Here is an 18,795-nt window from a genome sequence, read left to right as displayed (position 1 = left end):
TTGGGAAAAAGATAGAAAAACGACAATCATCCAAAGAATCTACGCAATGCTGGGAACATCTCAGTGGCCTGTTCTCTTGCTATTTCTTCATAGAATCTATAGAGAATACCAACGGTAAGCAATATACCAGTTCCAGTTCCCAGAGCACCAAGGAAATCTGCCAATACTGCCACGACTGCTAATGTAAAAGCTCCCCAGAACGTGACATAGGGAATATATCTTTGGAGAACTCTTTCAAGTATTCTTGGATCTCTTCTGAATCCAGGGATTTGGAGTCCAGCCCTTTGAAGCTGTCTTGCAATGCTTCTTGCGTCTAGACCTGTGAGCTCAACCCATAGAAATCCAAAGATCAATGAAAACGTTATTGTCAACAAAGCATAAACCAGAGCCCTTATTGGGTCTGCCATTACGCTGAATATATCTCTAGGTGGTAAGACATATCTAACAAATCCTGAAATTGCAGCTCCACTTTCATCAAATGTTCCAAGTATTGGATAACCTATTCTCTGAAGAAGCCTAGCCCAGAGTTGTATATTCGCATAGAGAGCAAAAGTAAGGATAATTGGGATATTACTAACATACATGAATCTAATTGGATATCTTCCTCTTACAGTTACTCTTCCATAGCTAAGGGGTATCTCCACGCGCATGCTCTCAAGATAAACAACTATTAGAAATATCACTACGGTAGCTATAACACTAAGCATATCTGGCATTCCCCTTCTATAAAGGGCTCCCATGAGATCTCCTTGAATTATATGCTGAATGAAAGCAGGTATAGCTCCAATTATTGCCGGTTCACCTGTAAGGGGATCAATTGCAGCACTCGTTGTGAGAGGGTTAAGAGATTGAGTCACAATTGTCTGAGAAACTCCAGCAGCAATGAAAAGACTTATACCACTCCCGATTCCCCACTTGCTTACAAGTTCATCCATGATCATGACCATTACTCCACCAAATGCAAGCTGAAGCACTAAGAGTACCTTAATTGTAAGCGTTGGATTTCCAAAAGCTCCTGCAAATACATACACTCCAGCTTCAAAGAAACACATGAAAACTGCAAAAACCTTCTGGAGTGCCTGATAAAACCTTCTATCTTCTGGATTTGAGAGGTCAAGTCTTATGATCTCTGAACCAACTAAGAGTTGCATGATAATTCCCGCTGTGACGATAGGTCCAATACCTAATGTCAAAAGGCTACCATTTCTACCTGCAAGAACAACTCTTAATGTTAGGAAGTAATCCTGAACTCTTTCTGGTATTCCAAAAAGAGGAATCTCCGCCATAGCAAAATATAGCAGTAATGCAACTACGGTCCAAGCAAACTTCTCCTTCAACGGCACATGTCTTTTTGGTCGATCAATTTCTGGGAATGCATGTTCTATTTTATAGATTATATCCCTTGCTCCCATGGATTACACCCCAAAAATATTAATAATAAAAAATCAGGCAAGGAGGGCCTCTCCACCAGCTTGAACAATTTTTTCTTCAGCTTTGGGGGAGAATGCCCTAGCCTTGATAACGAGAGGTTTAGTTAACTTTCCGCTTCCAAGGACTTTGTCTGCAAACTGGGTTGTGTCAACAACTATTTTTCCTTCTTCCTCATAAGCAATGCCAAGCTGCATAAGTTCGTCCAAGTGCTCTTCTATAAATCTAAGATTAACTGCCATTATTTCCCTCTGTGCCTCAACAGGCCTTTTAAACCCTCTCTTACCTAGGTGATCTGGCATATACTTGATAACCCATGTCCACTTCGTCTTCTTTCTTTTTCCTGTTCCTGCCATACCTCTACCGCCTTTGTGCCCTCCACCACGGTGCTTCTTTTTACAACCCCATCCGTGAGTGTGGGAACCGCGAAGCTTTCTCACTTTTTTCTTTCTTCTAATCATCTCGCACACCTCATAGCATTCTCTCTATAAGCTCGTTAATGGCCTCTCCTCTATAACCTAAAGCGCCACCCTCTTTGAAGGTCCTCTTCTTGCTCTTGAATCCTCCTCTTGGTGGGTGCATCCTGAAGACTGGCTTAAGACCTGGTAAATCACTAAGCTTCATTTCCCCTGTTATAACTTTTTCTGCAAATTCCTTGATGCTCATTCCAAGTTTTTCTTGAACATATTCTTCTGTTACACGTCTGTTCCCAGATAATCTTCCTCTTTTCTCAATAAGCTTTGCTAAAGTTTCTGCAGTTATCTCCCCCCAAGTTATGTAATCCTTGACTTTCTGGATCATCCCAGTATACGCGGGAGTTTCATCTATTATCACTAAGTGGTTTATCTTATGAAGTCTAAGCATGCCTAATGTATCCTTTACAGGCCTCTTTACATTTACTCTGCCTCTTACCCTAATCAATGCAAGTTTTGCCATTTAGCTCACCTCACAGTTCAAAGTTCTGTGGCATCTCTCTACCTATAACTATACCATAGCGCTCAATCATTTCAGGTTTTACAGCGACACTATTGGTGTTGTATAAGGCCTCAAAAACTGCTTTTGCAAAGTTAACTGTTGTTCTTGTCTCACCAAGAGTCTGTGACCAAACATCTTTAACTCCTGCCAAGGCAAGTATCTTTTTACCTACGTCACCAATAACAAGTCCAAGTCCTCTTGGCCCAGGCATGAGTCTGACTTTTACGCTACTGCTTTTACCCTCAACTGCAAATGGAATTGAGTGTGGTCTTCTGCACCTGCATTCCCATGAACCACAACCTCTTTTTATTTCAATGATGTTCATTTTAGCATAGTTTATTGCCTTCCTAATTGCAATACCTACTTCCTTTCCATGACCTATTCCAAGTCCCACATAACCATCTCTGTTACCTACTGCTGCCAATACTCTAAATCTAACTCTCCTACCACTGTCGGTCATTCTCACTGTTAGAGCTATATCAAGCACTTCCTGGTTTTCCCTTGTGTTAACCTCTGGAAGGAGCACATCAACTATTTCTGGTTCTTTTATCTGATAACCTCTCCTAAAGACTTCATGAATATCAGTAATTTGGCCTTCCTTAACGAGCATACCTAGTTTTGTTCTTGGTTGCCATTCTTCTAAAACCCTTTGAGCGTACTCTTTCCACTCCTGACTCATGCTCTCACCTTCTCAAATTTCTCAATGATTCTCGCTTTAACCTCTTCAAAGTGTTCAGGAAGCTTTTCAGGTTCAAGCCCTTTAACAAGGTATCCTCCAAATTGCTTTCTGTACTTTTCTTCATTCTCTTCTTTGAGCATCTTTGCATATCTAGCTATGTGTTCACCATTTACTCTATCCTCTCCGGGGTAAATTTCTTCGCTATGAGGAACATCAAGACCAGCATCAACTGCTCCTTTAAGGACAGCGAAGATGCTTGAGCCTTTTGTAGGTGGGTGGAGTCCTATATCAAGTATTGCCTCTTCAATGCCCTTTTCTAATGCTTTATATCCAATCAATAGTCCAAGGAGATATGCACTTGGAGTGTTCCCTCCATGACCTTTCCATCCAAAGTCTCTCATGAGTTCTCTCGTGTGAGCTGAAACAACCGTTTTGTCACCTTCTGAACCATAAAGGACTATCTGAGCGATATGATGATTAAGTGTTTTTCTCACGACTAATCTAGGCTTGCCCGATTTTAAGAGTGCAAGCCTCTTGTGATAATTAGTCTTACCTTCCCTTCTTCTCCTAAATGGAACTCTATATCTTGGTCCGTGAGCCATTTATATCACCTCTTTAATATACCCCTCTCTTCCATGAACAGGTAAAGCTGGTGTTTGTTCTTAAACTGGCCACCTTTAGCCCTTATGTAAAGATTGCGGTATGTATGTTCATCAATTTTTTTCTCAGCTTTGAGCTTCCTGAGCTCTTTTCTAAGTGCTCTTATAGTCATTATCCACTTCTCCTTCTTACCCATTCTTGCTGTCTTTTTACCTTTTCTATTTCCATGTCCCCTGTGTCTACCTTTCTTCTTTGCTTCTTGCCTAACTTTTGCTCTGTACCTGCTTTGTCCTTTAAGGGGCTTTTTCTTAACAACCCCTTCATTTATCAATCTCCTAATGTCCTCCCTAGTGATTGCGGATTTAACGTCCTCAATCCTCTCAGGATCAATCCAAATCCTATTCTCGCCACACTTCAACAGTTCAGCTGCAATTCTTCTCTGCATCTTAAGCATGACATTCACCTCGCATTGAGCACCTTAATACCCAATTCCTTAGCCCTCTCAATTATCATGATCCTCTTCTTCTTCCCAACGGTACTTGCGATCCTAGCTGCTTGTCTTGTTGGATCAATAGATTCAAGTTCTTTAGCATTGTGGACAAGCACTTCCTCATATCCGCTTGGATGAAGCCCTCTAACAGCCTTTGGTGAGCTCCATCCAATACTTGGAGACCTTGCTTTACCTTTCAGTTTAACTCTCATCTTACTGTCAGTTCCTTTTGGCTTTCTCCATTTAGGATCATTTTTGAACTTTGGAAACCTCCACCACTCCTGTCTGAGGAATTTGGGTTTCTTTCTCTTGAGTTTAGCTCTTATTCTCAACAGTCTCGCTTTTTCGTTCATCTCTCACACCTCAGAACTTTATAGGTTTACCAGCTTTTTCCACAATGTAGATACCATCTTGGAATACTCTTCTATCTCTACCAACCACCTTAGTTGCTTGCTCGATGTTTGCTGCGGTTTGTCCTACCTTCTCTTTGTCGATTCCTTCTACAAGAATTTCTCCACCTCTAACCCTCACAGTGACTCCCGGAAGTATCTTGGCAACTCTAGGAGCCTTTTCACCAAGGAAATTCTCGATGTAAACTTTGTCACCTTGCACTTTTACTGTTATTGGAAAGTGACTGTAAACCACCTTAAGCTTGTAAGTAAGGCCCTCCGTGACTCCCTTAATCATGTTTGTTATGTGTGCCTTGAATGTCCTTGCGATTGCAATATCTTTTCTCCTTGGAAAGTCCTTGTAGATGACAACCTTATTGTCCTCTGCAAAGAGCTTAAAGCCAGGATAACTGAGTTCTCGTTCAACTTCTCCTTTTGGTCCTTTCACTTTTACAAGGTTACCATTTATTTCAACTGTAACTCCTTCTGGAATTTCAACTTCTTCCCTCACCCATGCATCAACTGGCATTTCTCTCACCTCAGTAGATGTAAGCTATTAACCTTCCACCAATACCCTTCTCTAGGGCCTCTTTGTGAGTCATAACTCCTTGAGAGGTTGATACTACCAGTATACCAAATTCGAATGCAGGAAGGAACCTCTTTTCCCATTTCTCGTATTCTTTGGCCTTTACTGAGAATCTTGGCTTTATTGCACCCGCTCTGTTTACTTTTCCTAAGAGTTGAACTCTGTAAATTCCCGCTCTACCATCATCAATAAACTCAAATTCTCCAATATAGCCGTTCTCTTGCATAACTCTTAGTACTTCTCCAATAAGTTTTGAAGCTGGTTTTATGTATACCTCTTTCTTACCAACTCTCTCGCTATTTGTGATATGTGACAATGCATTTGCCAAAGGATCTAACAAAGTCATCTCATCTCACCTCAGTCGTATTTCTTAAATCCTAATTTTGGAGCTACCTCTCTAAAGCAGTGTCTGCAAAGCATCAGCCCATGAATTCTAACTATTGGTCCAAATTGCCCGCATCTAACGCATCTTCTCGCGCCTTTACCAAACTTCCTTGATTTTCTTTTATTGTAATCAGCTTTTGCCATAATCATCCCTCCACAATCTGGACTCCAAACTCCTCCTGCATAAAAACCATTCCTTCTTCTTTGGTAAGCTTATGCTTTGTTGGAATGTGATGCCTCCTTCTCTTCCTTATTGCTATTCTATATCCTGGCCTCTCTAGTGTTACACAAACGTCCATACCGAAGATACCTATCTCTGGATCATATTCAACTCCCGGTATGTTTATGTGCTCGTCAATTCCAAAGCATACATTTCCATGTTCATCGAAACTTGAGGCTTTGAGTCTGTTATCAACGGCAGCGAGCAATCTCTTTAAGAGATCATAGGCTTTTTGTCCTCTGAGAGTTACTTTGACTGCAATTGGCTCTCCTCTTCTTATTCCAAAGTCCCTATTTGTTTTCTTGGCCTTCCTTCTTATTGGCTTCTGGCCTACCAGAGCTTCTAACATTGTCTCTGCCTTTGTCAATCTCTCACCACTCTCTCCCACACCAATGTTTATTGTTATCTTTCCAATTCTTGGTCTCCTCATGGGATGAGCTTCCCAATCGGCCAAGATTGCCTCTCTGTTAGTTATCATTCTCTTTCACCTCACGGTAATGAAATTTTTGGCTCTTCCTTACCCAAAACGAATGCATAATCTTTCAATGTATCAAATAGCTCTCCTTCTTTGTCTTCAATTGTAACCACATCGGGCCATCCACCTGGGAAGTGTCTCACTTCAACTATTTTACCCATTCTTGCAACGTTTTTACCTTGTACGACAAAGACAAAAGCCCCTACATCAAACGGTAGAACTTCAACTATTTCTCTCTCTGGAACTTTTACTAGAACTGTATCTGCAGTTCTAAAGGCATCTTTGGTCTCATCTGTGAGTGAACTGAGCTTAACTAAGTGGTTTGTACCATCATGGAAGTTAAGTTGCAGATTACCTCCCTTTACCATCCTCTTATTGCTTATCCTGAGGGGTTTTATTTTGGCCTCTTCTTCACTTATTGGATGGAGAATTAATTTTCCAATCCTATTTGGAAGCACTCTGTAGTATTCTTCAGTTTCTGGAATTGAAACGACATCCATTATACCTACTGGGAATTTGTAGTCCTTTCTTACTTTTCCATCAACAAGTACTTTGCCTTCATTGAGGACTTTCCTAGCCTCTCTTCCTGTTCTAGCATAGCCCAAGTAATCCCTAATTATGTAGATGAGAGGTATTGAAGTCCTCATAGTGTGAGGCCCTGGTGACGGTCTAACTGCCCATTTGAAAACTTTTCTTTCGATATACCATTGAGTTGGGGCAGCAAGTCTTTTAAGGTGTCTCTTAGCACCCTTCCTCGCCATGTTCAAGCCCTCCTCTCAATTATTTTCTTTCTTCTCTCATCTTCAAGGTTAAGATCAACAATCATAACATTTGATGGATGGATCGGATAGAATACTTCAGTTCCACTTACTTTCTTTACAGTAACTCCCTCGATATGAAGTCTATACCTCTTAAGATCTACTTCAATCACTTTTCCTTCATGACCCTTGAAGTCCCCTCTAAGTATCTTTACCTTATCTCCACTCCTTATTGGCAAACTTCTAATACCGTACTTTTGTCTGAGTTCCCTTGAGAGTGTGGCACTAACGATTTTGTGCCTCAAATGAAGAGGAGCATTGTACAAAAACTTTCTTTGCTTTCTCGGTTGTTTACTTTTCAATCTCATTTATCCCACCTCACAATACTATGCTCGCAATACTTCCAACTCTAACCCACTTTTCAGCAGCCTCTCTTGCCACAGGACCTCTAATCTCAGTCCCTCTTGGAACACCCTCTGGTGTTGTTATAATTGCTGCATTGTCTTCAAACTTAACTCTCATTCCATCAAGCCTTTTGTATTCCTTTCTTTGTCTGACTATAACTGCCCTAACTACTTGATGTCTTATGTCGGGTCTTCCTTTCTTCACTGTTGCGATGACCATGTCTCCAACGCCTGCTGAAGCTAGTCTTCTTCTAACTCCTTTGTACCCAACTACTCCAATAATTTGAATAATCTTTGCTCCAGAGTTGTCTGCTACAGTGAGGTAAGCCCCAATGGGAAGAGCCCTTGTTGGTCTTACCGGAGATATACCTCTTGTAGCACCAGCACCCTTTTTCGCCATGTCTTATCACCTCTCCTCTGCCTTTTGCGTGACTGCAACTACTACAAAGCTCTTTGTTTTACTAAGTGGCCTGGTTTCAGCTATAATTACTTTGTCCCCAGCCTTTGCATTAATGCATGGTGGATTGTGAGCATGAACTTTGCTTCTTCTAAGTTCATAACGCTCGTATTTTTTTAGATAGTGATAGTACTGTCTCTCAACAGTAACTGTGTGTCTTGGCTTATCGCTAACCACTATTCCTTCGAATACTCGACCGTGCACTTTTATATGGCCATGCCAAGGGCATTTTGGGTCATCACACTTTTCCGCAGGAGGCTGTATTCTCAATCCAATGTCTCTCATGTCTTTCACCTCTTTTTCAATCTCATCTCGGGCCTTCCAACCAGTTCTTCTCCCTTTATTCGAATTTTTTTATCATCAACCTCAAATTCAAACTCCGCAACGATTTTGGGAATTTTCCATACTTTCCTTCCAAGGATTGTGAGAGTATTTTTAGTCTCGTCAATCACATATCCTTCAATTCCTATCAACCCCGGATGAGAGCTCTTTACCACTTTAACTTTCAGTCCTATGAGTTCATGGAGGATTAGTGTTTTCCTTGTCATTCCACTTCTATTAAGTCCTCTGAAAATCCAAGTTCTGCCAATAAGCGCTTCACCTTTTCTCTGTGGTCTCCTTGAAGCTCTATTCTTCCGTTTTTCGCTGTTCCACCGCATGCCAACTTCGCCTTGAGTTTTTTTGCTATTTCATCAAGGTTAAACTCTTTCTCATCAATACCTTCAATTATAGTCTTGAGTTTTCCGTATCGAGCCTTTTCAATATAGATTCTTATTCTTTGTTGTTCCTTTAACACTTCTTTAAACAACATCTCATCCAGGGGATTCACAATCCTAGGCACTAACCATCACCTTTTACTCCTCAACTTTTCCTTCTTTATTGTTAGTAGGCGGGCAATATCCCTCCTAAGGTTCCTAATAACCATAGGGTTCTCCAAGGAGGTACCCATAGTAAGCATTCCTCTCTCCTTCGCAAGTTCAAGTCTAAGTTCTCTAATTTTTGCTTCAATCTCTTCTATGCTCATCTCTCTAATCTCACTTGGCTTCATTGCTCGCTCACCTCTTCTTCAATTGGCTTCTCCACGATCTCAATTTCATCGGGAAGTCTTGCGTCCGGAGGCATGATTGATACCTTCACACCAAGCACGCCAAGCTTTAGTAGTGCTTGTGCATATCCTCTTGAAACTAATGTCTCAGCTGGATTTCCAACCTTTGCAATGTATCCTTGATAAAATCTGACGCTCTTAGCTCTTTCTCCTGTTAATTTGCCACTAATTCTAATCTCCACTCCTCTTGCCCCGTTGTTCATTATGGCTCGTATTGCAGCATATGCTGCCCTTCTGAAGTGAACTCCTCTCTCTAATGCTTGAGCAAGTCTGGTTGCCTGAACTTTAGCATTAAAGTACGGATTTTTGATTTCTTCAACTTCTATTTGTGGATTTTCTAGATTAAACCGTCTCTCAAGAATCCTTGTGAGTTCTCTAATCTTTCTACCTCCCCTTCCAATAACAAAACCCGGCCGTTCGACAAATATAACGACCTTAGTTCCAAGGGGAGTCTTTTTAATGTCGAGTCCACCGTATCCTGCTCTTCTCAACTCCTTCTCAAGATATTCATCGATGAGCATCTCTTTTATGCCTTCCTTTATGAAGTATCTCTCGATCGCCATAGGCTCACCTCCTAATTTCCTCCACAACTATCTCAATGTGTGTTGTCTGTTCGTTGAACTGGGTGGCTCTTCCGAATGCCCTTGGAATATAACCTCTCAATACTGGGCCCCTGTGAGCTGCTGCATGGATGATCCTTAATCTATCTGGATCTAAGCCCTTCTGTTCTGCATTATTTCTTACATTTAAGAGCAACTTCTTGATTTCTTTAGCAACTTTAACTGGATATCTTCCAGGACCAAAGCCCTCGCCTCTCTTGTGCCCTTGTGAGTCGTTGAATCTCCTTAAGTGGATAGGTCTTTTCTTAGCAATTACCTCATCAAGTAGTTTTATAGCATCATTAAGCATCATTCCTTTGATTTCTCTGCAAACTTCTATTGAAAGCTTTGGTGATATCCTCAAATCTCTCCCACTTGCTTTTGCCATTCTCTCAGGATCAAAATTTTGGAAAGAGTAGGAAAACTTTGCCATTCCTAATCACCTCACTTGATTGCCACGAACATTGATGATCTTGTAGCACCAACACCAGGTGATCCGTGTTGGACCCTTCTTCTTGTTAGAGCAAATTCTCCAAGATAATGACCAATCATTTCTTCTCTAATCTCTATTGGAACGAATTCTTTACCATTGTGGACATGAATTGTCATTCCAACCATTTCTGGGAGGATGACCATGTCTCTGCTGTGGGTTCTTATTGGCTTTTTATACTTACCCTTCTTTGCAAGTCTAATTTTCCTAAGGAGTTTCTTCTGTTCTGGTGTTAAACCACGTTTAAGACTTCTCCTCTGTCTTGAAGGAAAGAGCTTGGCTAAATCCTCAAGAGACATATTTGCAAGTTCCTCAAATGTGTAACCGCGATATTTAAATTCCTTTTTTCTTGCCATTCAAACCACCTCACTTCCTTCTCCCAGTTCTTCTCGCTCCTATGTGACCAACTTTTCTTCCAGGTGGAGCTCTCTTTGAAACAGTACTTGGTTTACCAATGTGGTGTTCCTTACCACCGTGTGGGTGGTTAACGGCGTTCATCTTGACACCTCTTGGCTTTGGCCAGAACCTGTTTCTAGCCTTCATGATATAGTAAGCCTTACCAGCTTTAACTATTGGCTTCTCAAGCCTTCCTCCACCAGCAACTACACCTATTGTCGCCCTGCATCTGGGGTTAAATCCTTTAAGCTCACCACTTGGGAGTTGAACAATAACTCTATTCTTCTCCCTTGAAACTACCAAAGCATAGCTCCCTCCAGCTCTCACGTACTTTCCACCATCGCCAGGTGACCCTTCAAGGTTGTAAACATATGTTCCTTCTGGGATCTTTGCAAGGGGGAGTGTGTTTCCGATTGCAATTGGTGCTTCTGGACCAACATAGATCTCCTGGTCAACCAAAAGGCCTTCTGGAGCAAGGATAAGTTTCTCCAATCCATTATCAAACTTAACCCTAGCAACAGGGGCGGTTCTTCCTGGGTCATGGAGTATTTCAACGACCTTTCCCGCAAGAGTTTTTTCTTTAGTAAAGCTTAGTGGAATGTACTTAACAGCACCCCTATACCTATGAGATGGAGCTCTAAATGTTGTTGTTCCTTTTCCTCTCCTTTGTTGAATTAAACTTTTACCCATTCTCACTCACCTCAGAATAATCCTATTCTAGCAGCAACCTCACTTGCACTGTATTCAGGCTTCAATTTTACGTAAGCTTTCTTTTCTCCCTTCATAGTTATAATGATATTCACTTTTTCTACTTTTACATCATAAATTGTTTCAACTGCTTTCTTTATTTCCGGCTTTGTTGCTCTTTTGTCCACTATGAAAGTGAGTTTATTCTCCCTCTCTACCATTGAAATTGCTTTTTCTGTAACTACAGGCCTTACAATAACTTTATAGGGATCCATGTTACATCACCCATAAATCTCCCTTAATCTCTCTATGGCCCCTTTTGTCCAGATAGTAAGTCTTCCAGGATGGGCACCTGGTGCTAATAGCTCTACACCTAAGTTATCAACTACAACTACATCAACACCTGGATGATTCCTTGCACCTTGAATTATTCCCTCATTCTTTGCAACTACAATAAGTGGCCCTTTTGCCTTTTTGTATCTTCTACCCCTCATCTTACCCTTTCCTGCTCTCACTTTGGTGTTTTTCTTTGCCCTTTCAATGTCGTTCCATACACCAAGCTTTTTGAAGATCTCTCTTGTCTGTGCTGTTTTGTATATCTTCTCAAGCTCATCCTCAACCACAAGAGGAACTTGAGGCAGATTATCAACCATGTGACCTCTAGCTTTTACAAGGTCATAGTTAGCAGTAGCTGCAATTGCACTCATCAAAGCAAGTCTCTTCTCCTTCTTGTTTATACCTTCCCAGATTATTTTCTCAACTTTTGGTGGGTGTGCTCTTCTTCCACCTCTTGCAAAGGGAACAAATGCGGCAAACCTAGGGGAAGTCTTTATTCTTTCTACCCTTGCCATCCCATGACCTTTTCCTATGTTCTCCGTAACTCTCCTCTTACCTGCCAAGGGATCTCTACCCTGTGGCTGAATTCTGTGTGTCCATGAAGCAATGACCGCTCTTTTAATAAGATCTGGTCTAAAGGGAGTGCGAAATACTCTTGGAAGTTCTATTTCCTCAATTGGCTCGCCATTGAGTGAAAATACCTTAACTTTCATCAATCCTCACCTCATTGCTTTGATTCTCTACTAATGTACGTGATTTGTGGAGCTTCAACAGGTGGTCTTTTTGCAGGTGGCCTTATTGCGGGCCTCACTCTAACGATCCTCTTTATTGCCCCTGGAATAGTACCAGCTATCATGAGGAAGTCATTTCTGACTATTCCATAGTGTGGGAATCCACCTTTTGGTGTTATTTCAATCTCCTCTCCATTGAGAGAAAGCTTGCCGTTCTCTCCTATTCTCAAGAGTCTTTTGTTAAACTCTGTCCTGTGGTGGAAACCCATCTGACCAGCTCTTGGCACTGTCCACATGACTCTTGCTGGATGCCAAGGACCTATTGTTGCCACTTTTCTCCTACCTTTGCTGTCTTTGTGAGAAGTCAACTTAACACCCCATCTCTTAACTGGGCCTTGTGTTCCTTTTCCTTTGGTCACGGCCACTATATCAAGAAGCTCCCCTTCTTTGAGAATCTCTCTGACTCTAAGTTCCTTTCCAAGTTTGTCTTTAATGAAACCAAACTTTTCTTCAATGTTGGTTCCACCAACAGCGTATTCCATAACTTCCGGTTTCTTCTTTATGCGGGCGAGCCATGGTTGGGTTGCTACTAATGCCCTAACCTCAACTATTTCGCCAGACTCCACTAGCTCTTCAAGCTCCCCAAGTTTTTGCTGGAAAACCTCTTCAGTGTAGTTCTTTGGAAGAGTCTTAATTCTTCTTCCAAGAAGACTATAGAATGTAACATTTTTTGCCTTCTTTGATGGGTAGTTTTCAAGCTTAAAGTCTGGAACCATGACTTCAGTGGCAGTTTCTAGTCCAAAGTAACCCTTTCTATATGCTCTGACCCCATATACTATGAGTGGTGGAGCTTCAACTATGGTAACTGGCATGAAAATTTCTTTTCCATTTGTGAGCCCAGGAGTGTCGTCAATCATAAGTACATGGGTCATTCCAACTTTGTATCCTGCAAATCCAAGCATTCTAACTTCTTGCTCTTGAGGCCAAGTTCTAATCTTTGGTACTATACTCTTTGCTCTTTTTCTTGGGGAATATGCCAATGAACCTCTTCTTGGTCTGCTAATTTTTCCCATTTCAATCCCTCCTTATGAAATTAAATATCGCCAATGTCGCCAACACAGCTTCCTCCGTTCTAACGGTCTTTGTCTTTTGATTTGGAATAGTATTGAGGATTAGATCAAAGGAATAATCCTCATTGAAGTCTCTCAGGATTTCCATTATCCCTTTCCGGGGAGATCCAAATACAAATCCCACTTCCCCCTCCAACGGAGGAAGGTTCACTTTTCTCACATCCTCACCCATTCGTGAGGTCGCGATTGCAAGGTTAAGCTTTGCCTTTTTAAGTGTTTTTGCCAGAGACCCCCTTGTTAAATGGACCCGATACCCCCAATATTCTTTGGGTTTTGTCGGCGTCACTTTGAGAGGTGTTGTAGAGATAATTTCAAACGTCATACGACCTTCTCCAGTTCCCTCGACGAGAGCAAAGTCATCAAGGCCGATATCTGCATACAGTCTTTTACCCCTTCTGATTATAACGCCTTCTCGAATTTCCCCGATCTTTGGTCTTCCTTTTAGTTTGTGATGGGGTGTTCTTAATGGAGGTAAAACACCAGCGTATTTGAGCTCCTTGGTAAGGGGGATTAAGGCCTTTCGCAGATATTGAGGGGTCTCCATATATTCCAAGATGAGTTTGATGAACTTACCGTCTTTCCCGCCTGCTTTGTAAATCCAGATGTGTTCTACACCAAAGATTGCCGCTGCCCTGCCGATCTGGCCAACTTTGTATGTCCTTATTTTTGGATCCGATGTCTCCTCAAGGAGTGAATCTGGAATAAAGATATGCCACGCCATTTTAGTCATCCTTTACATTTCTATACCTTAAAGCTGTAGGGGGGTAAAAAGAATGTATTTAAAAGGCTTTCGAACTATTCCACCCTCCTAGGCTTCCAAGAGCATGCAAAATTTTTGCAAACTATTTAATAATTGACTCTACTATATTAATAATATTAGGAATACTATTCTTCACCTCTTCACTAAGCTCCATGCCAAGATCAATCTCCTTGGCAACAACCCCAATAAAGTGAATTTCTGCCCTAGTAAGTCGTTTATCAATAGCCATTAAAAGTTTAAGTCCATCAACAGCCCCCATAAAGTGAGCACTCCTTATTTCAGCCCTTAATTTCTCAAAGACTTCATCCCCCTTTAGGTAAATCACTTCACCTGGCCCATACTCATTACTCAAAACAGCATCTATTATAATAATTATATCTTCCCCATTATAGTAACGCTGTAACTTGAATATATCAGTTCCAACCTCAATTACATTATAACCTCTTTCAGCCAATATTCTACCAACTTTTAATCCTACACCATCATCTTTCATAAGCTCATTGCCAAGAGCTAGGATTAAAGCTTCCATTTCCTTCACCAAAACTAAAATATAAGAATGAGTTTAAAAATCTAAAAAATCAGAGTTTGACAACATGGACTGAACAGGAGATACATGGATCGTATGCTCTAACAGTCATCTCTGCAAGTAATTTAAGCTTTTCAGGATCATCTTGCCAGTGTTTTTCTGCCATTAATCTAACATGGCGTTCCATTATTGCAAGGTTCATTGCAGTTGGAGTTATGATATCTGCATAGTTGACTTTTCCATCTTTGACTTCAAGAGCATAAACCAGTAATCCTCTTGGAGCCTCAGTGATGCTTACTCCAAAACCGTCCTTTAACTCGACTTCGTCCCTTTCTTTTATAGGCCATTTTGCGAGAGTGTCATCAATTATGTCTATTGCTCTCTCTACAAAGTATACAAGCTCTAATGCTTGGGCAAAGTTGTTAGCAAAGCAGTTGTCGTATCTTAGGAGGTCTTTATACTGGCTGTAGAGTTCCTTCGCTTTTCCGTAGAGAAGGTCAGCATTATTGACTATTCTTGAGATCGCACCAACCATGAAGGGTTTGTCCTTGTAAAAGGAATGCTTTGCAAAGCTGTGTTCAACTACCTTTTCCACTATATACTTTTTATAGTCCTCCACAGGAAACTCAAACCCATCACTAACTTTAATGTAATCTCCGTATATCCCATAAACATCGTTTCTTGGTTTCACAGCCATGTGAACCATTTCCTCATCTTTAACTTCCTTGTATTGCTCAAGTTTTGCAAATAGTTCTACTGTGTACTCTGCCATTGGGAGAACTTCTTTTAATTCCCTCTTAAGCTCCTCGAATTGGCGTTTTGTTGGAAGTTTTCCAAAACCTCCTAAGATAGCATTTTCTTGGTGTATTGCCCTTGAACCCAAGTAATCCATTGTCTTTGAGCCTATGTTTTTGAGAGCCATCGCATATTCTATTTCTTTTTTATATTTGTCAACCATAGCGAGGGGATTTGAGTAACCGAGATAGTCAGGAAGGACTAAGAGGTAAAGATGCAAGGCATGGCTTTCTATCATATCCCCTATATATAATAGATCTCTCAAATCTTGTATCTCAGGCCTTGGTGTGAAACCCACGGCTTTCTCAGCAGCCTCTAAGGCGGTGAGCTTATGAGCTGCAGAACAAAAAGAACATACCCTTGGATAAATTGCTAATGCCTCGTCCAGTTTCTTCCCTATGGTTATGGCCTCAAAAAACCTAGGACCTTCTATTATGTTGAGCTTTACTTCTTTAACACCCTCGTCACTTGTTACTATCTCGATTCCACCCTTTCCTTCCACACGGGCTATATGATCAACTGTAATCGGAATGTACATCATTCTCCCTCCTCAAATATCTTGTTAACCATTTCCTCAAGCTTGGGGTTGTGAGCGTTGAATATTTTCATTCTCTCCAGTATTTCCTCCTTTGTTAGGCCTTTTTTCTTGAACTCCAATGCGAGGGAGTCAAACCATGCAACATCGTATCCTACAGCACCCCTACATCCAATACATGCAACATTGAATCCTGGACACCTTGCATCACAGCCGGCTACTGTCAATGGACCTAAACATGGCTCCCCTTTTTCTATAAGGATACAGGGATTGCCCTTAATCCTGCACTCCACACAAACAGGATAGTCAATGTCCTCAGGCCATGAACCTACGAGGAAAGTTCCCAAGGCATAGAGGAAGTCTTTCTTCTCTGGTGGACATCCGTAGAGCTTATAATCAACTTTGATGTATTTTTCCACTGGTTCAGCCATTTTAGGTTCAAATTTAACATGAGATTCGCCGTAAACCTTCTTCCAAAGTTCACTAAGTCCCTTATCCTTACCCCAGCTTTGCACACCACCATGAATTGCACATGAACCCACTGCAATTACTATCTTTGCTTTTTCTCTGATCTTTTTCACGAGCTCCACTTCTTCCTCTGTGGAGACGCTCCCCTCTATGAAGGCTATATCAACTTCTCTATCTTCATCACTGTCTCTCTCTACCATAAACCAGCATTCTATATTTGCTTTATCTAAAAGTTGGAGCACTTCATCCATCATGGCAAATTGAAGCTGACAGCCATAGCATGAAGTTAAAGCGTAAAATCCAATTTTAACTTTCTCGCTCATTCTTCTCACCTCAGTCAAGCAATCCAGGTGTTGAGATTATATCAAAGTACCCAAATACAGGGCCATCTTTACATATGTATTTCCAAGAGGTGCTTGTTCCCACATTACAGTGTCCACACTTCCCTATTCCACATTTCATTTTCCTCTCAAGTGTGACATAGATGTTCTCTGGGCGGTAGCCATAGTTTATAAGGGACTCAAAAACTGCCTTGTACATTCTTGGAGGTCCACACACAGCTACTGCAGTGTTCTTTGGATTTGTATTGGCCTCGACAATAAATTGCTGGGGTCTTCCTTTTAGTCCTGGCCAATCTGGATCTCTAGTAACACTCTGGATTATCTTGACATTTTCTGCCTCAGCAAGATCTTTCATTGCCTCTAACTCTTTGTAAAATAGCAAATCTTTTCCATATCTTGCAGTATTTATGAATGTAATATTTCCGTACTTCCATCTGTTGTCCATTGCATAGAGAAAGACGCTTCTAAGAGGTGCAGTTCCAAGGCCTGCTGCTATAAGGAGTAAATCCATCCCTTCCCACTCATCAACAGGGAACCCATTTCCATAAGGACCTCTAACTAGAACCGTGTCTCCAGGCTTAAGCTTGTGAATTACTGCAGTTACCCTACCTGCCTTTCTGATACATAACTCAAAGAATCCTTTTCTCATAGCTGATGAACATATACTAATTGGAACTTCTCCGACTCCTGGAATGGTAAGCTGAACAAATTGACCAGGTTTGAAAGTCCACTTTTCAGCTAATTCTGGGTCTTCAAAACGGAATAGGAAGAGTTTCTCTGTCTCGGTTAATGTGTAAAGCTTAAGTACTTTTGCCTTATGAAGGACGTAAGGGTTCTCTTTAGGCATCATAATTTCCTTAGGGATGAGTTCTCCCGGCGTGCTCATCATTCTTCACCTCCCATAGAACTGCCATAGGCGAATCCTCTCTTCGGCATCTCCTCCGCCACCTCAGGTGGACATGAATTGTCTTTTACTCCCAAAATAGTTCTCAAGTTTTCTACAAAGCTTATCTCTGCTGGACAGAAGTAAGTACACCTTCCACATCCAACACAATAACTTATGCCAAGCTTCTCGTTGTATGAGTTCTTACATAGATACCTGTTCATAAAACGAGATTTTTTCGTTGGTCTAAAGTTGTGATTTCCAGCTACAAGGCCGTGACTTCTTAACTGACAAGAATCCCATCTCCTAATCCTAACACCTGTATCCCCATCAAGATTTGGAATGTCTTGAACCTCATAGCATCTACAGGTTGGACAGGTTAAGTTACAATTACCACAGGCCAAACAAAGTTCACTTTGTTCATCCCACATTGGGTGCTCCATCTCCATCTCAAGCAAATAGCGGAGGTTACCCCAATCCTCATGGTACTTAAACTGCTGGTGCTTCTTGTTTTCAAAGTCTCTAAAGTTGCATACATCCTGACTTGTTACTTCCTCAAAGAGCTTGATATTTTTATCCACTATTCTGTGTCCCTTTGGACTTCCTACCCTTACAAGCCAGCCATCTGGAAGCTCATGGAAGAACAAATCAAACCCATCGTCTGCAAAGTCTGTTTCCCTTAAGTTACAAAAACAATATTCGTCTGGAATACAGCTTATTCCTATTATTATGCCTTTTTCTCTTCTAACCTTGTAGTACTTGTCCGGAAGATCATCAAGGTATATTGTATCCATTATCTTGAGTCCAAAGATATCACATGCATGCACTCCAAAAATAATAAACGGCTCCACATTTTCAATAACCTCATTGTACTCTGCCTTTGAGATGCTGAACTCAAATATTTTCTCCCTAGGTAGGAAGAAGAACTTCTTCGGTGGCATTATTGTTCTATTGTACTTGAACTCTATCTTCTTAACATCATCAACTTCTCTGAAGTCATAGAACTTTTCTGATATCTTTATGGGAGCATAAAGTGTTCCCCAATCCTTCAAACGTTCTAGGAACTCATAAGTATTCTCCTTTGGTAGCTTAACGTACCTCAACTTTATCACCCCACCAATGTACACAAATACTATTAATGAACATTTTTATTCATCCTCAATGAAGC

31 protein-coding genes are annotated in these 18,795 nt (G+C 41.1%); all 31 read right to left on the bottom strand.

What is annotated here, in order from left to right:
• Positions 1–26 precede the first annotated feature (26 nt).
• The 31 genes from secY to hydB all read right to left on the bottom strand — a co-directional run bounded on the left by secY (position 27) and on the right by hydB (position 18,730).
• Entirely contained in the window at positions 27–1,412 is a 1,386-nt protein-coding gene (secY, locus tag K1720_RS04700) for a preprotein translocase subunit SecY (protein WP_251950306.1), read from the bottom strand.
• A 33-nt stretch (positions 1,413–1,445) separates the two neighbouring features.
• Entirely contained in the window at positions 1,446–1,889 is a 444-nt protein-coding gene (locus tag K1720_RS04695) for an uL15m family ribosomal protein (protein WP_055282449.1), read from the bottom strand.
• Positions 1,890–1,899: 10 nt separating this feature from the next.
• A complete protein-coding gene (locus K1720_RS04690; protein ID WP_251950304.1) occupies positions 1,900–2,364 on the bottom strand; it encodes a 50S ribosomal protein L30 in 465 nt (154 codons plus the stop codon).
• Between the two features lie 10 nt (positions 2,365–2,374).
• Positions 2,375–3,082, bottom strand: a complete 708-nt coding sequence (gene rpsE, locus K1720_RS04685; protein WP_251950302.1) for a 30S ribosomal protein S5 — start codon at positions 3,080–3,082, stop codon at positions 2,375–2,377.
• Positions 3,079–3,684: a 50S ribosomal protein L18 gene (locus K1720_RS04680; protein WP_251950300.1), complete on the bottom strand. Its 606-nt coding sequence runs from the start codon at positions 3,682–3,684 to the stop codon at positions 3,079–3,081. The genes rpsE and K1720_RS04680 overlap by 4 nt, the downstream gene beginning before the upstream one ends.
• Before the next feature lie 5 nt (positions 3,685–3,689).
• Positions 3,690–4,136 carry a 50S ribosomal protein L19e gene (locus K1720_RS04675; protein ID WP_055282456.1) on the bottom strand — a complete coding sequence of 149 codons (447 nt, stop codon included), beginning with the start codon at positions 4,134–4,136 and terminating at the stop codon, positions 3,690–3,692.
• A 5-nt stretch (positions 4,137–4,141) separates the two neighbouring features.
• Positions 4,142–4,525, bottom strand: coding sequence for a 50S ribosomal protein L32e (locus K1720_RS04670; protein ID WP_251950298.1), 384 nt, complete (start codon positions 4,523–4,525; stop codon positions 4,142–4,144).
• Positions 4,526–4,535: 10 nt separating this feature from the next.
• A complete protein-coding gene (locus tag K1720_RS04665) occupies positions 4,536–5,090 on the bottom strand; it encodes a 50S ribosomal protein L6 (RefSeq protein ID WP_251950296.1) in 555 nt (184 codons plus the stop codon).
• A gap of 10 nt (positions 5,091–5,100) precedes the next feature.
• Positions 5,101–5,493: a 30S ribosomal protein S8 gene (locus tag K1720_RS04660; protein ID WP_055282463.1), complete on the bottom strand. Its 393-nt coding sequence runs from the start codon at positions 5,491–5,493 to the stop codon at positions 5,101–5,103.
• A gap of 11 nt (positions 5,494–5,504) precedes the next feature.
• Positions 5,505–5,675, bottom strand: coding sequence for a 30S ribosomal protein S14 (locus K1720_RS04655; protein WP_055282465.1), 171 nt, complete (start codon positions 5,673–5,675; stop codon positions 5,505–5,507).
• A gap of 2 nt (positions 5,676–5,677) precedes the next feature.
• Positions 5,678–6,229: a 50S ribosomal protein L5 gene (locus tag K1720_RS04650; RefSeq protein WP_055282467.1), complete on the bottom strand. Its 552-nt coding sequence runs from the start codon at positions 6,227–6,229 to the stop codon at positions 5,678–5,680.
• An 11-nt stretch (positions 6,230–6,240) separates the two neighbouring features.
• On the bottom strand, positions 6,241–6,987 hold the full coding sequence (locus K1720_RS04645; protein WP_251950294.1) for a 30S ribosomal protein S4e: 747 nt from the start codon (positions 6,985–6,987) through the stop codon (positions 6,241–6,243).
• Positions 6,988–6,989: 2 nt separating this feature from the next.
• Positions 6,990–7,352, bottom strand: coding sequence for a 50S ribosomal protein L24 (rplX, locus tag K1720_RS04640; protein ID WP_055282471.1), 363 nt, complete (start codon positions 7,350–7,352; stop codon positions 6,990–6,992).
• A 10-nt stretch (positions 7,353–7,362) separates the two neighbouring features.
• Positions 7,363–7,788 carry a 50S ribosomal protein L14 gene (locus tag K1720_RS04635; RefSeq protein WP_251950292.1) on the bottom strand — a complete coding sequence of 142 codons (426 nt, stop codon included), beginning with the start codon at positions 7,786–7,788 and terminating at the stop codon, positions 7,363–7,365.
• A gap of 6 nt (positions 7,789–7,794) precedes the next feature.
• Positions 7,795–8,130, bottom strand: coding sequence for a 30S ribosomal protein S17 (locus tag K1720_RS04630; RefSeq protein WP_055282474.1), 336 nt, complete (start codon positions 8,128–8,130; stop codon positions 7,795–7,797).
• A 5-nt stretch (positions 8,131–8,135) separates the two neighbouring features.
• Positions 8,136–8,504 (bottom strand): ribonuclease P protein component 1, encoded by a 369-nt coding sequence (locus tag K1720_RS04625; RefSeq protein ID WP_251950291.1) that lies wholly within the window; start codon positions 8,502–8,504, stop codon positions 8,136–8,138.
• Entirely contained in the window at positions 8,390–8,656 is a 267-nt protein-coding gene (gene yciH / locus K1720_RS04620) for a stress response translation initiation inhibitor YciH (RefSeq protein WP_251950541.1), read from the bottom strand. Before yciH ends, K1720_RS04625 begins: the two co-directional genes overlap by 115 nt.
• A 36-nt stretch (positions 8,657–8,692) precedes the next feature.
• A complete protein-coding gene (rpmC, locus tag K1720_RS04615; RefSeq protein ID WP_251950289.1) occupies positions 8,693–8,893 on the bottom strand; it encodes a 50S ribosomal protein L29 in 201 nt (66 codons plus the stop codon).
• The gene (locus K1720_RS04610; RefSeq protein WP_251950287.1) at positions 8,890–9,513 is read right to left on the bottom strand and encodes a 30S ribosomal protein S3; all 624 of its coding nucleotides are present in this window, start codon (positions 9,511–9,513) and stop codon (positions 8,890–8,892) included. Before K1720_RS04610 ends, rpmC begins: the two co-directional genes overlap by 4 nt.
• A gap of 4 nt (positions 9,514–9,517) precedes the next feature.
• On the bottom strand, positions 9,518–9,982 hold the full coding sequence (rplV, locus tag K1720_RS04605; RefSeq protein WP_251950285.1) for a 50S ribosomal protein L22: 465 nt from the start codon (positions 9,980–9,982) through the stop codon (positions 9,518–9,520).
• Between the two features lie 11 nt (positions 9,983–9,993).
• Positions 9,994–10,395, bottom strand: coding sequence for a 30S ribosomal protein S19 (locus tag K1720_RS04600; RefSeq protein ID WP_055282485.1), 402 nt, complete (start codon positions 10,393–10,395; stop codon positions 9,994–9,996).
• A gap of 10 nt (positions 10,396–10,405) precedes the next feature.
• On the bottom strand, positions 10,406–11,125 hold the full coding sequence (locus K1720_RS04595) for a 50S ribosomal protein L2 (RefSeq protein WP_251950283.1): 720 nt from the start codon (positions 11,123–11,125) through the stop codon (positions 10,406–10,408).
• A gap of 11 nt (positions 11,126–11,136) precedes the next feature.
• Positions 11,137–11,397, bottom strand: coding sequence for a 50S ribosomal protein L23 (locus K1720_RS04590; protein WP_055282489.1), 261 nt, complete (start codon positions 11,395–11,397; stop codon positions 11,137–11,139).
• A gap of 6 nt (positions 11,398–11,403) precedes the next feature.
• The gene (gene rpl4p / locus K1720_RS04585; RefSeq protein ID WP_055282491.1) at positions 11,404–12,171 is read right to left on the bottom strand and encodes a 50S ribosomal protein L4; all 768 of its coding nucleotides are present in this window, start codon (positions 12,169–12,171) and stop codon (positions 11,404–11,406) included.
• A gap of 11 nt (positions 12,172–12,182) precedes the next feature.
• Positions 12,183–13,262: a 50S ribosomal protein L3 gene (locus K1720_RS04580; RefSeq protein WP_251950282.1), complete on the bottom strand. Its 1,080-nt coding sequence runs from the start codon at positions 13,260–13,262 to the stop codon at positions 12,183–12,185.
• A gap of 1 nt (position 13,263) precedes the next feature.
• Positions 13,264–14,040, bottom strand: coding sequence for a putative RNA uridine N3 methyltransferase (locus tag K1720_RS04575; protein WP_251950280.1), 777 nt, complete (start codon positions 14,038–14,040; stop codon positions 13,264–13,266).
• A 121-nt stretch (positions 14,041–14,161) separates the two neighbouring features.
• Positions 14,162–14,608, bottom strand: coding sequence for a hydrogenase maturation protease (locus K1720_RS04570; protein WP_251950537.1), 447 nt, complete (start codon positions 14,606–14,608; stop codon positions 14,162–14,164).
• A gap of 49 nt (positions 14,609–14,657) precedes the next feature.
• Entirely contained in the window at positions 14,658–15,938 is a 1,281-nt protein-coding gene (gene hydA, locus K1720_RS04565; protein ID WP_251950533.1) for an NADPH-dependent hydrogenase/sulfhydrogenase 1 subunit alpha, read from the bottom strand.
• A complete protein-coding gene (hydD, locus tag K1720_RS04560; RefSeq protein ID WP_251950278.1) occupies positions 15,938–16,726 on the bottom strand; it encodes an NADPH-dependent hydrogenase/sulfhydrogenase 1 subunit delta in 789 nt (262 codons plus the stop codon). The genes hydA and hydD overlap by 1 nt, the downstream gene beginning before the upstream one ends.
• A 10-nt stretch (positions 16,727–16,736) precedes the next feature.
• A complete protein-coding gene (hydG, locus tag K1720_RS04555) occupies positions 16,737–17,630 on the bottom strand; it encodes an NADPH-dependent hydrogenase/sulfhydrogenase 1 subunit gamma (protein ID WP_055282543.1) in 894 nt (297 codons plus the stop codon).
• On the bottom strand, positions 17,630–18,730 hold the full coding sequence (hydB, locus tag K1720_RS04550) for an NADPH-dependent hydrogenase/sulfhydrogenase 1 subunit beta (RefSeq protein WP_055282504.1): 1,101 nt from the start codon (positions 18,728–18,730) through the stop codon (positions 17,630–17,632). The genes hydG and hydB overlap by 1 nt, the downstream gene beginning before the upstream one ends.
• Positions 18,731–18,795: the final 65 nt, after the last annotated feature.

The sequence above is a fragment of the Thermococcus argininiproducens genome, from assembly GCF_023746595.1.
Taxonomy (GTDB): Archaea; Methanobacteriota_B; Thermococci; order Thermococcales; family Thermococcaceae; genus Thermococcus_A; species Thermococcus_A argininiproducens.
This window is presented reverse-complemented; position numbering and strand designations above follow the sequence as displayed.

Bases quoted from the DNA above. Each gene is read 5' to 3' on its own strand.
- secY (WP_251950306.1), bottom strand. From the start codon at position 1,412: ATGGGAGCAAGGGATATAATCTATAAAATAGAACATGCATTCCCAGAA.
- K1720_RS04695 (WP_055282449.1), bottom strand. From the start codon at position 1,889: ATGATTAGAAGAAAGAAAAAAGTGAGAAAGCTTCGCGGTTCCCACACT.
- K1720_RS04690 (WP_251950304.1), bottom strand. From the start codon at position 2,364: ATGGCAAAACTTGCATTGATTAGGGTAAGAGGCAGAGTAAATGTAAAG.
- rpsE (WP_251950302.1), bottom strand. From the start codon at position 3,082: ATGAGTCAGGAGTGGAAAGAGTACGCTCAAAGGGTTTTAGAAGAATGG.
- K1720_RS04680 (WP_251950300.1), bottom strand. From the start codon at position 3,684: ATGGCTCACGGACCAAGATATAGAGTTCCATTTAGGAGAAGAAGGGAA.
- K1720_RS04675 (WP_055282456.1), bottom strand. From the start codon at position 4,136: ATGCTTAAGATGCAGAGAAGAATTGCAGCTGAACTGTTGAAGTGTGGC.
- K1720_RS04670 (WP_251950298.1), bottom strand. From the start codon at position 4,525: ATGAACGAAAAAGCGAGACTGTTGAGAATAAGAGCTAAACTCAAGAGA.
- K1720_RS04665 (WP_251950296.1), bottom strand. From the start codon at position 5,090: ATGCCAGTTGATGCATGGGTGAGGGAAGAAGTTGAAATTCCAGAAGGA.
- K1720_RS04660 (WP_055282463.1), bottom strand. From the start codon at position 5,493: ATGACTTTGTTAGATCCTTTGGCAAATGCATTGTCACATATCACAAAT.
- K1720_RS04655 (WP_055282465.1), bottom strand. From the start codon at position 5,675: ATGGCAAAAGCTGATTACAATAAAAGAAAATCAAGGAAGTTTGGTAAA.
- K1720_RS04650 (WP_055282467.1), bottom strand. From the start codon at position 6,229: ATGATAACTAACAGAGAGGCAATCTTGGCCGATTGGGAAGCTCATCCC.
- K1720_RS04645 (WP_251950294.1), bottom strand. From the start codon at position 6,987: ATGGCGAGGAAGGGTGCTAAGAGACACCTTAAAAGACTTGCTGCCCCA.
- rplX (WP_055282471.1), bottom strand. From the start codon at position 7,352: ATGAGATTGAAAAGTAAACAACCGAGAAAGCAAAGAAAGTTTTTGTAC.
- K1720_RS04635 (WP_251950292.1), bottom strand. From the start codon at position 7,788: ATGGCGAAAAAGGGTGCTGGTGCTACAAGAGGTATATCTCCGGTAAGA.
- K1720_RS04630 (WP_055282474.1), bottom strand. From the start codon at position 8,130: ATGAGAGACATTGGATTGAGAATACAGCCTCCTGCGGAAAAGTGTGAT.
- K1720_RS04625 (WP_251950291.1), bottom strand. From the start codon at position 8,504: ATGCGGTGGAACAGCGAAAAACGGAAGAATAGAGCTTCAAGGAGACCA.
- yciH (WP_251950541.1), bottom strand. From the start codon at position 8,656: ATGTTGTTTAAAGAAGTGTTAAAGGAACAACAAAGAATAAGAATCTAT.
- rpmC (WP_251950289.1), bottom strand. From the start codon at position 8,893: ATGAAGCCAAGTGAGATTAGAGAGATGAGCATAGAAGAGATTGAAGCA.
- K1720_RS04610 (WP_251950287.1), bottom strand. From the start codon at position 9,513: ATGGCGATCGAGAGATACTTCATAAAGGAAGGCATAAAAGAGATGCTC.
- rplV (WP_251950285.1), bottom strand. From the start codon at position 9,982: ATGGCAAAGTTTTCCTACTCTTTCCAAAATTTTGATCCTGAGAGAATG.
- K1720_RS04600 (WP_055282485.1), bottom strand. From the start codon at position 10,395: ATGGCAAGAAAAAAGGAATTTAAATATCGCGGTTACACATTTGAGGAA.
- K1720_RS04595 (WP_251950283.1), bottom strand. From the start codon at position 11,125: ATGGGTAAAAGTTTAATTCAACAAAGGAGAGGAAAAGGAACAACAACA.
- K1720_RS04590 (WP_055282489.1), bottom strand. From the start codon at position 11,397: ATGGATCCCTATAAAGTTATTGTAAGGCCTGTAGTTACAGAAAAAGCA.
- rpl4p (WP_055282491.1), bottom strand. From the start codon at position 12,171: ATGAAAGTTAAGGTATTTTCACTCAATGGCGAGCCAATTGAGGAAATA.
- K1720_RS04580 (WP_251950282.1), bottom strand. From the start codon at position 13,262: ATGGGAAAAATTAGCAGACCAAGAAGAGGTTCATTGGCATATTCCCCA.
- K1720_RS04575 (WP_251950280.1), bottom strand. From the start codon at position 14,040: ATGGCGTGGCATATCTTTATTCCAGATTCACTCCTTGAGGAGACATCG.
- K1720_RS04570 (WP_251950537.1), bottom strand. From the start codon at position 14,608: ATGGAAGCTTTAATCCTAGCTCTTGGCAATGAGCTTATGAAAGATGAT.
- hydA (WP_251950533.1), bottom strand. From the start codon at position 15,938: ATGTACATTCCGATTACAGTTGATCATATAGCCCGTGTGGAAGGAAAG.
- hydD (WP_251950278.1), bottom strand. From the start codon at position 16,726: ATGAGCGAGAAAGTTAAAATTGGATTTTACGCTTTAACTTCATGCTAT.
- hydG (WP_055282543.1), bottom strand. From the start codon at position 17,630: ATGAGCACGCCGGGAGAACTCATCCCTAAGGAAATTATGATGCCTAAA.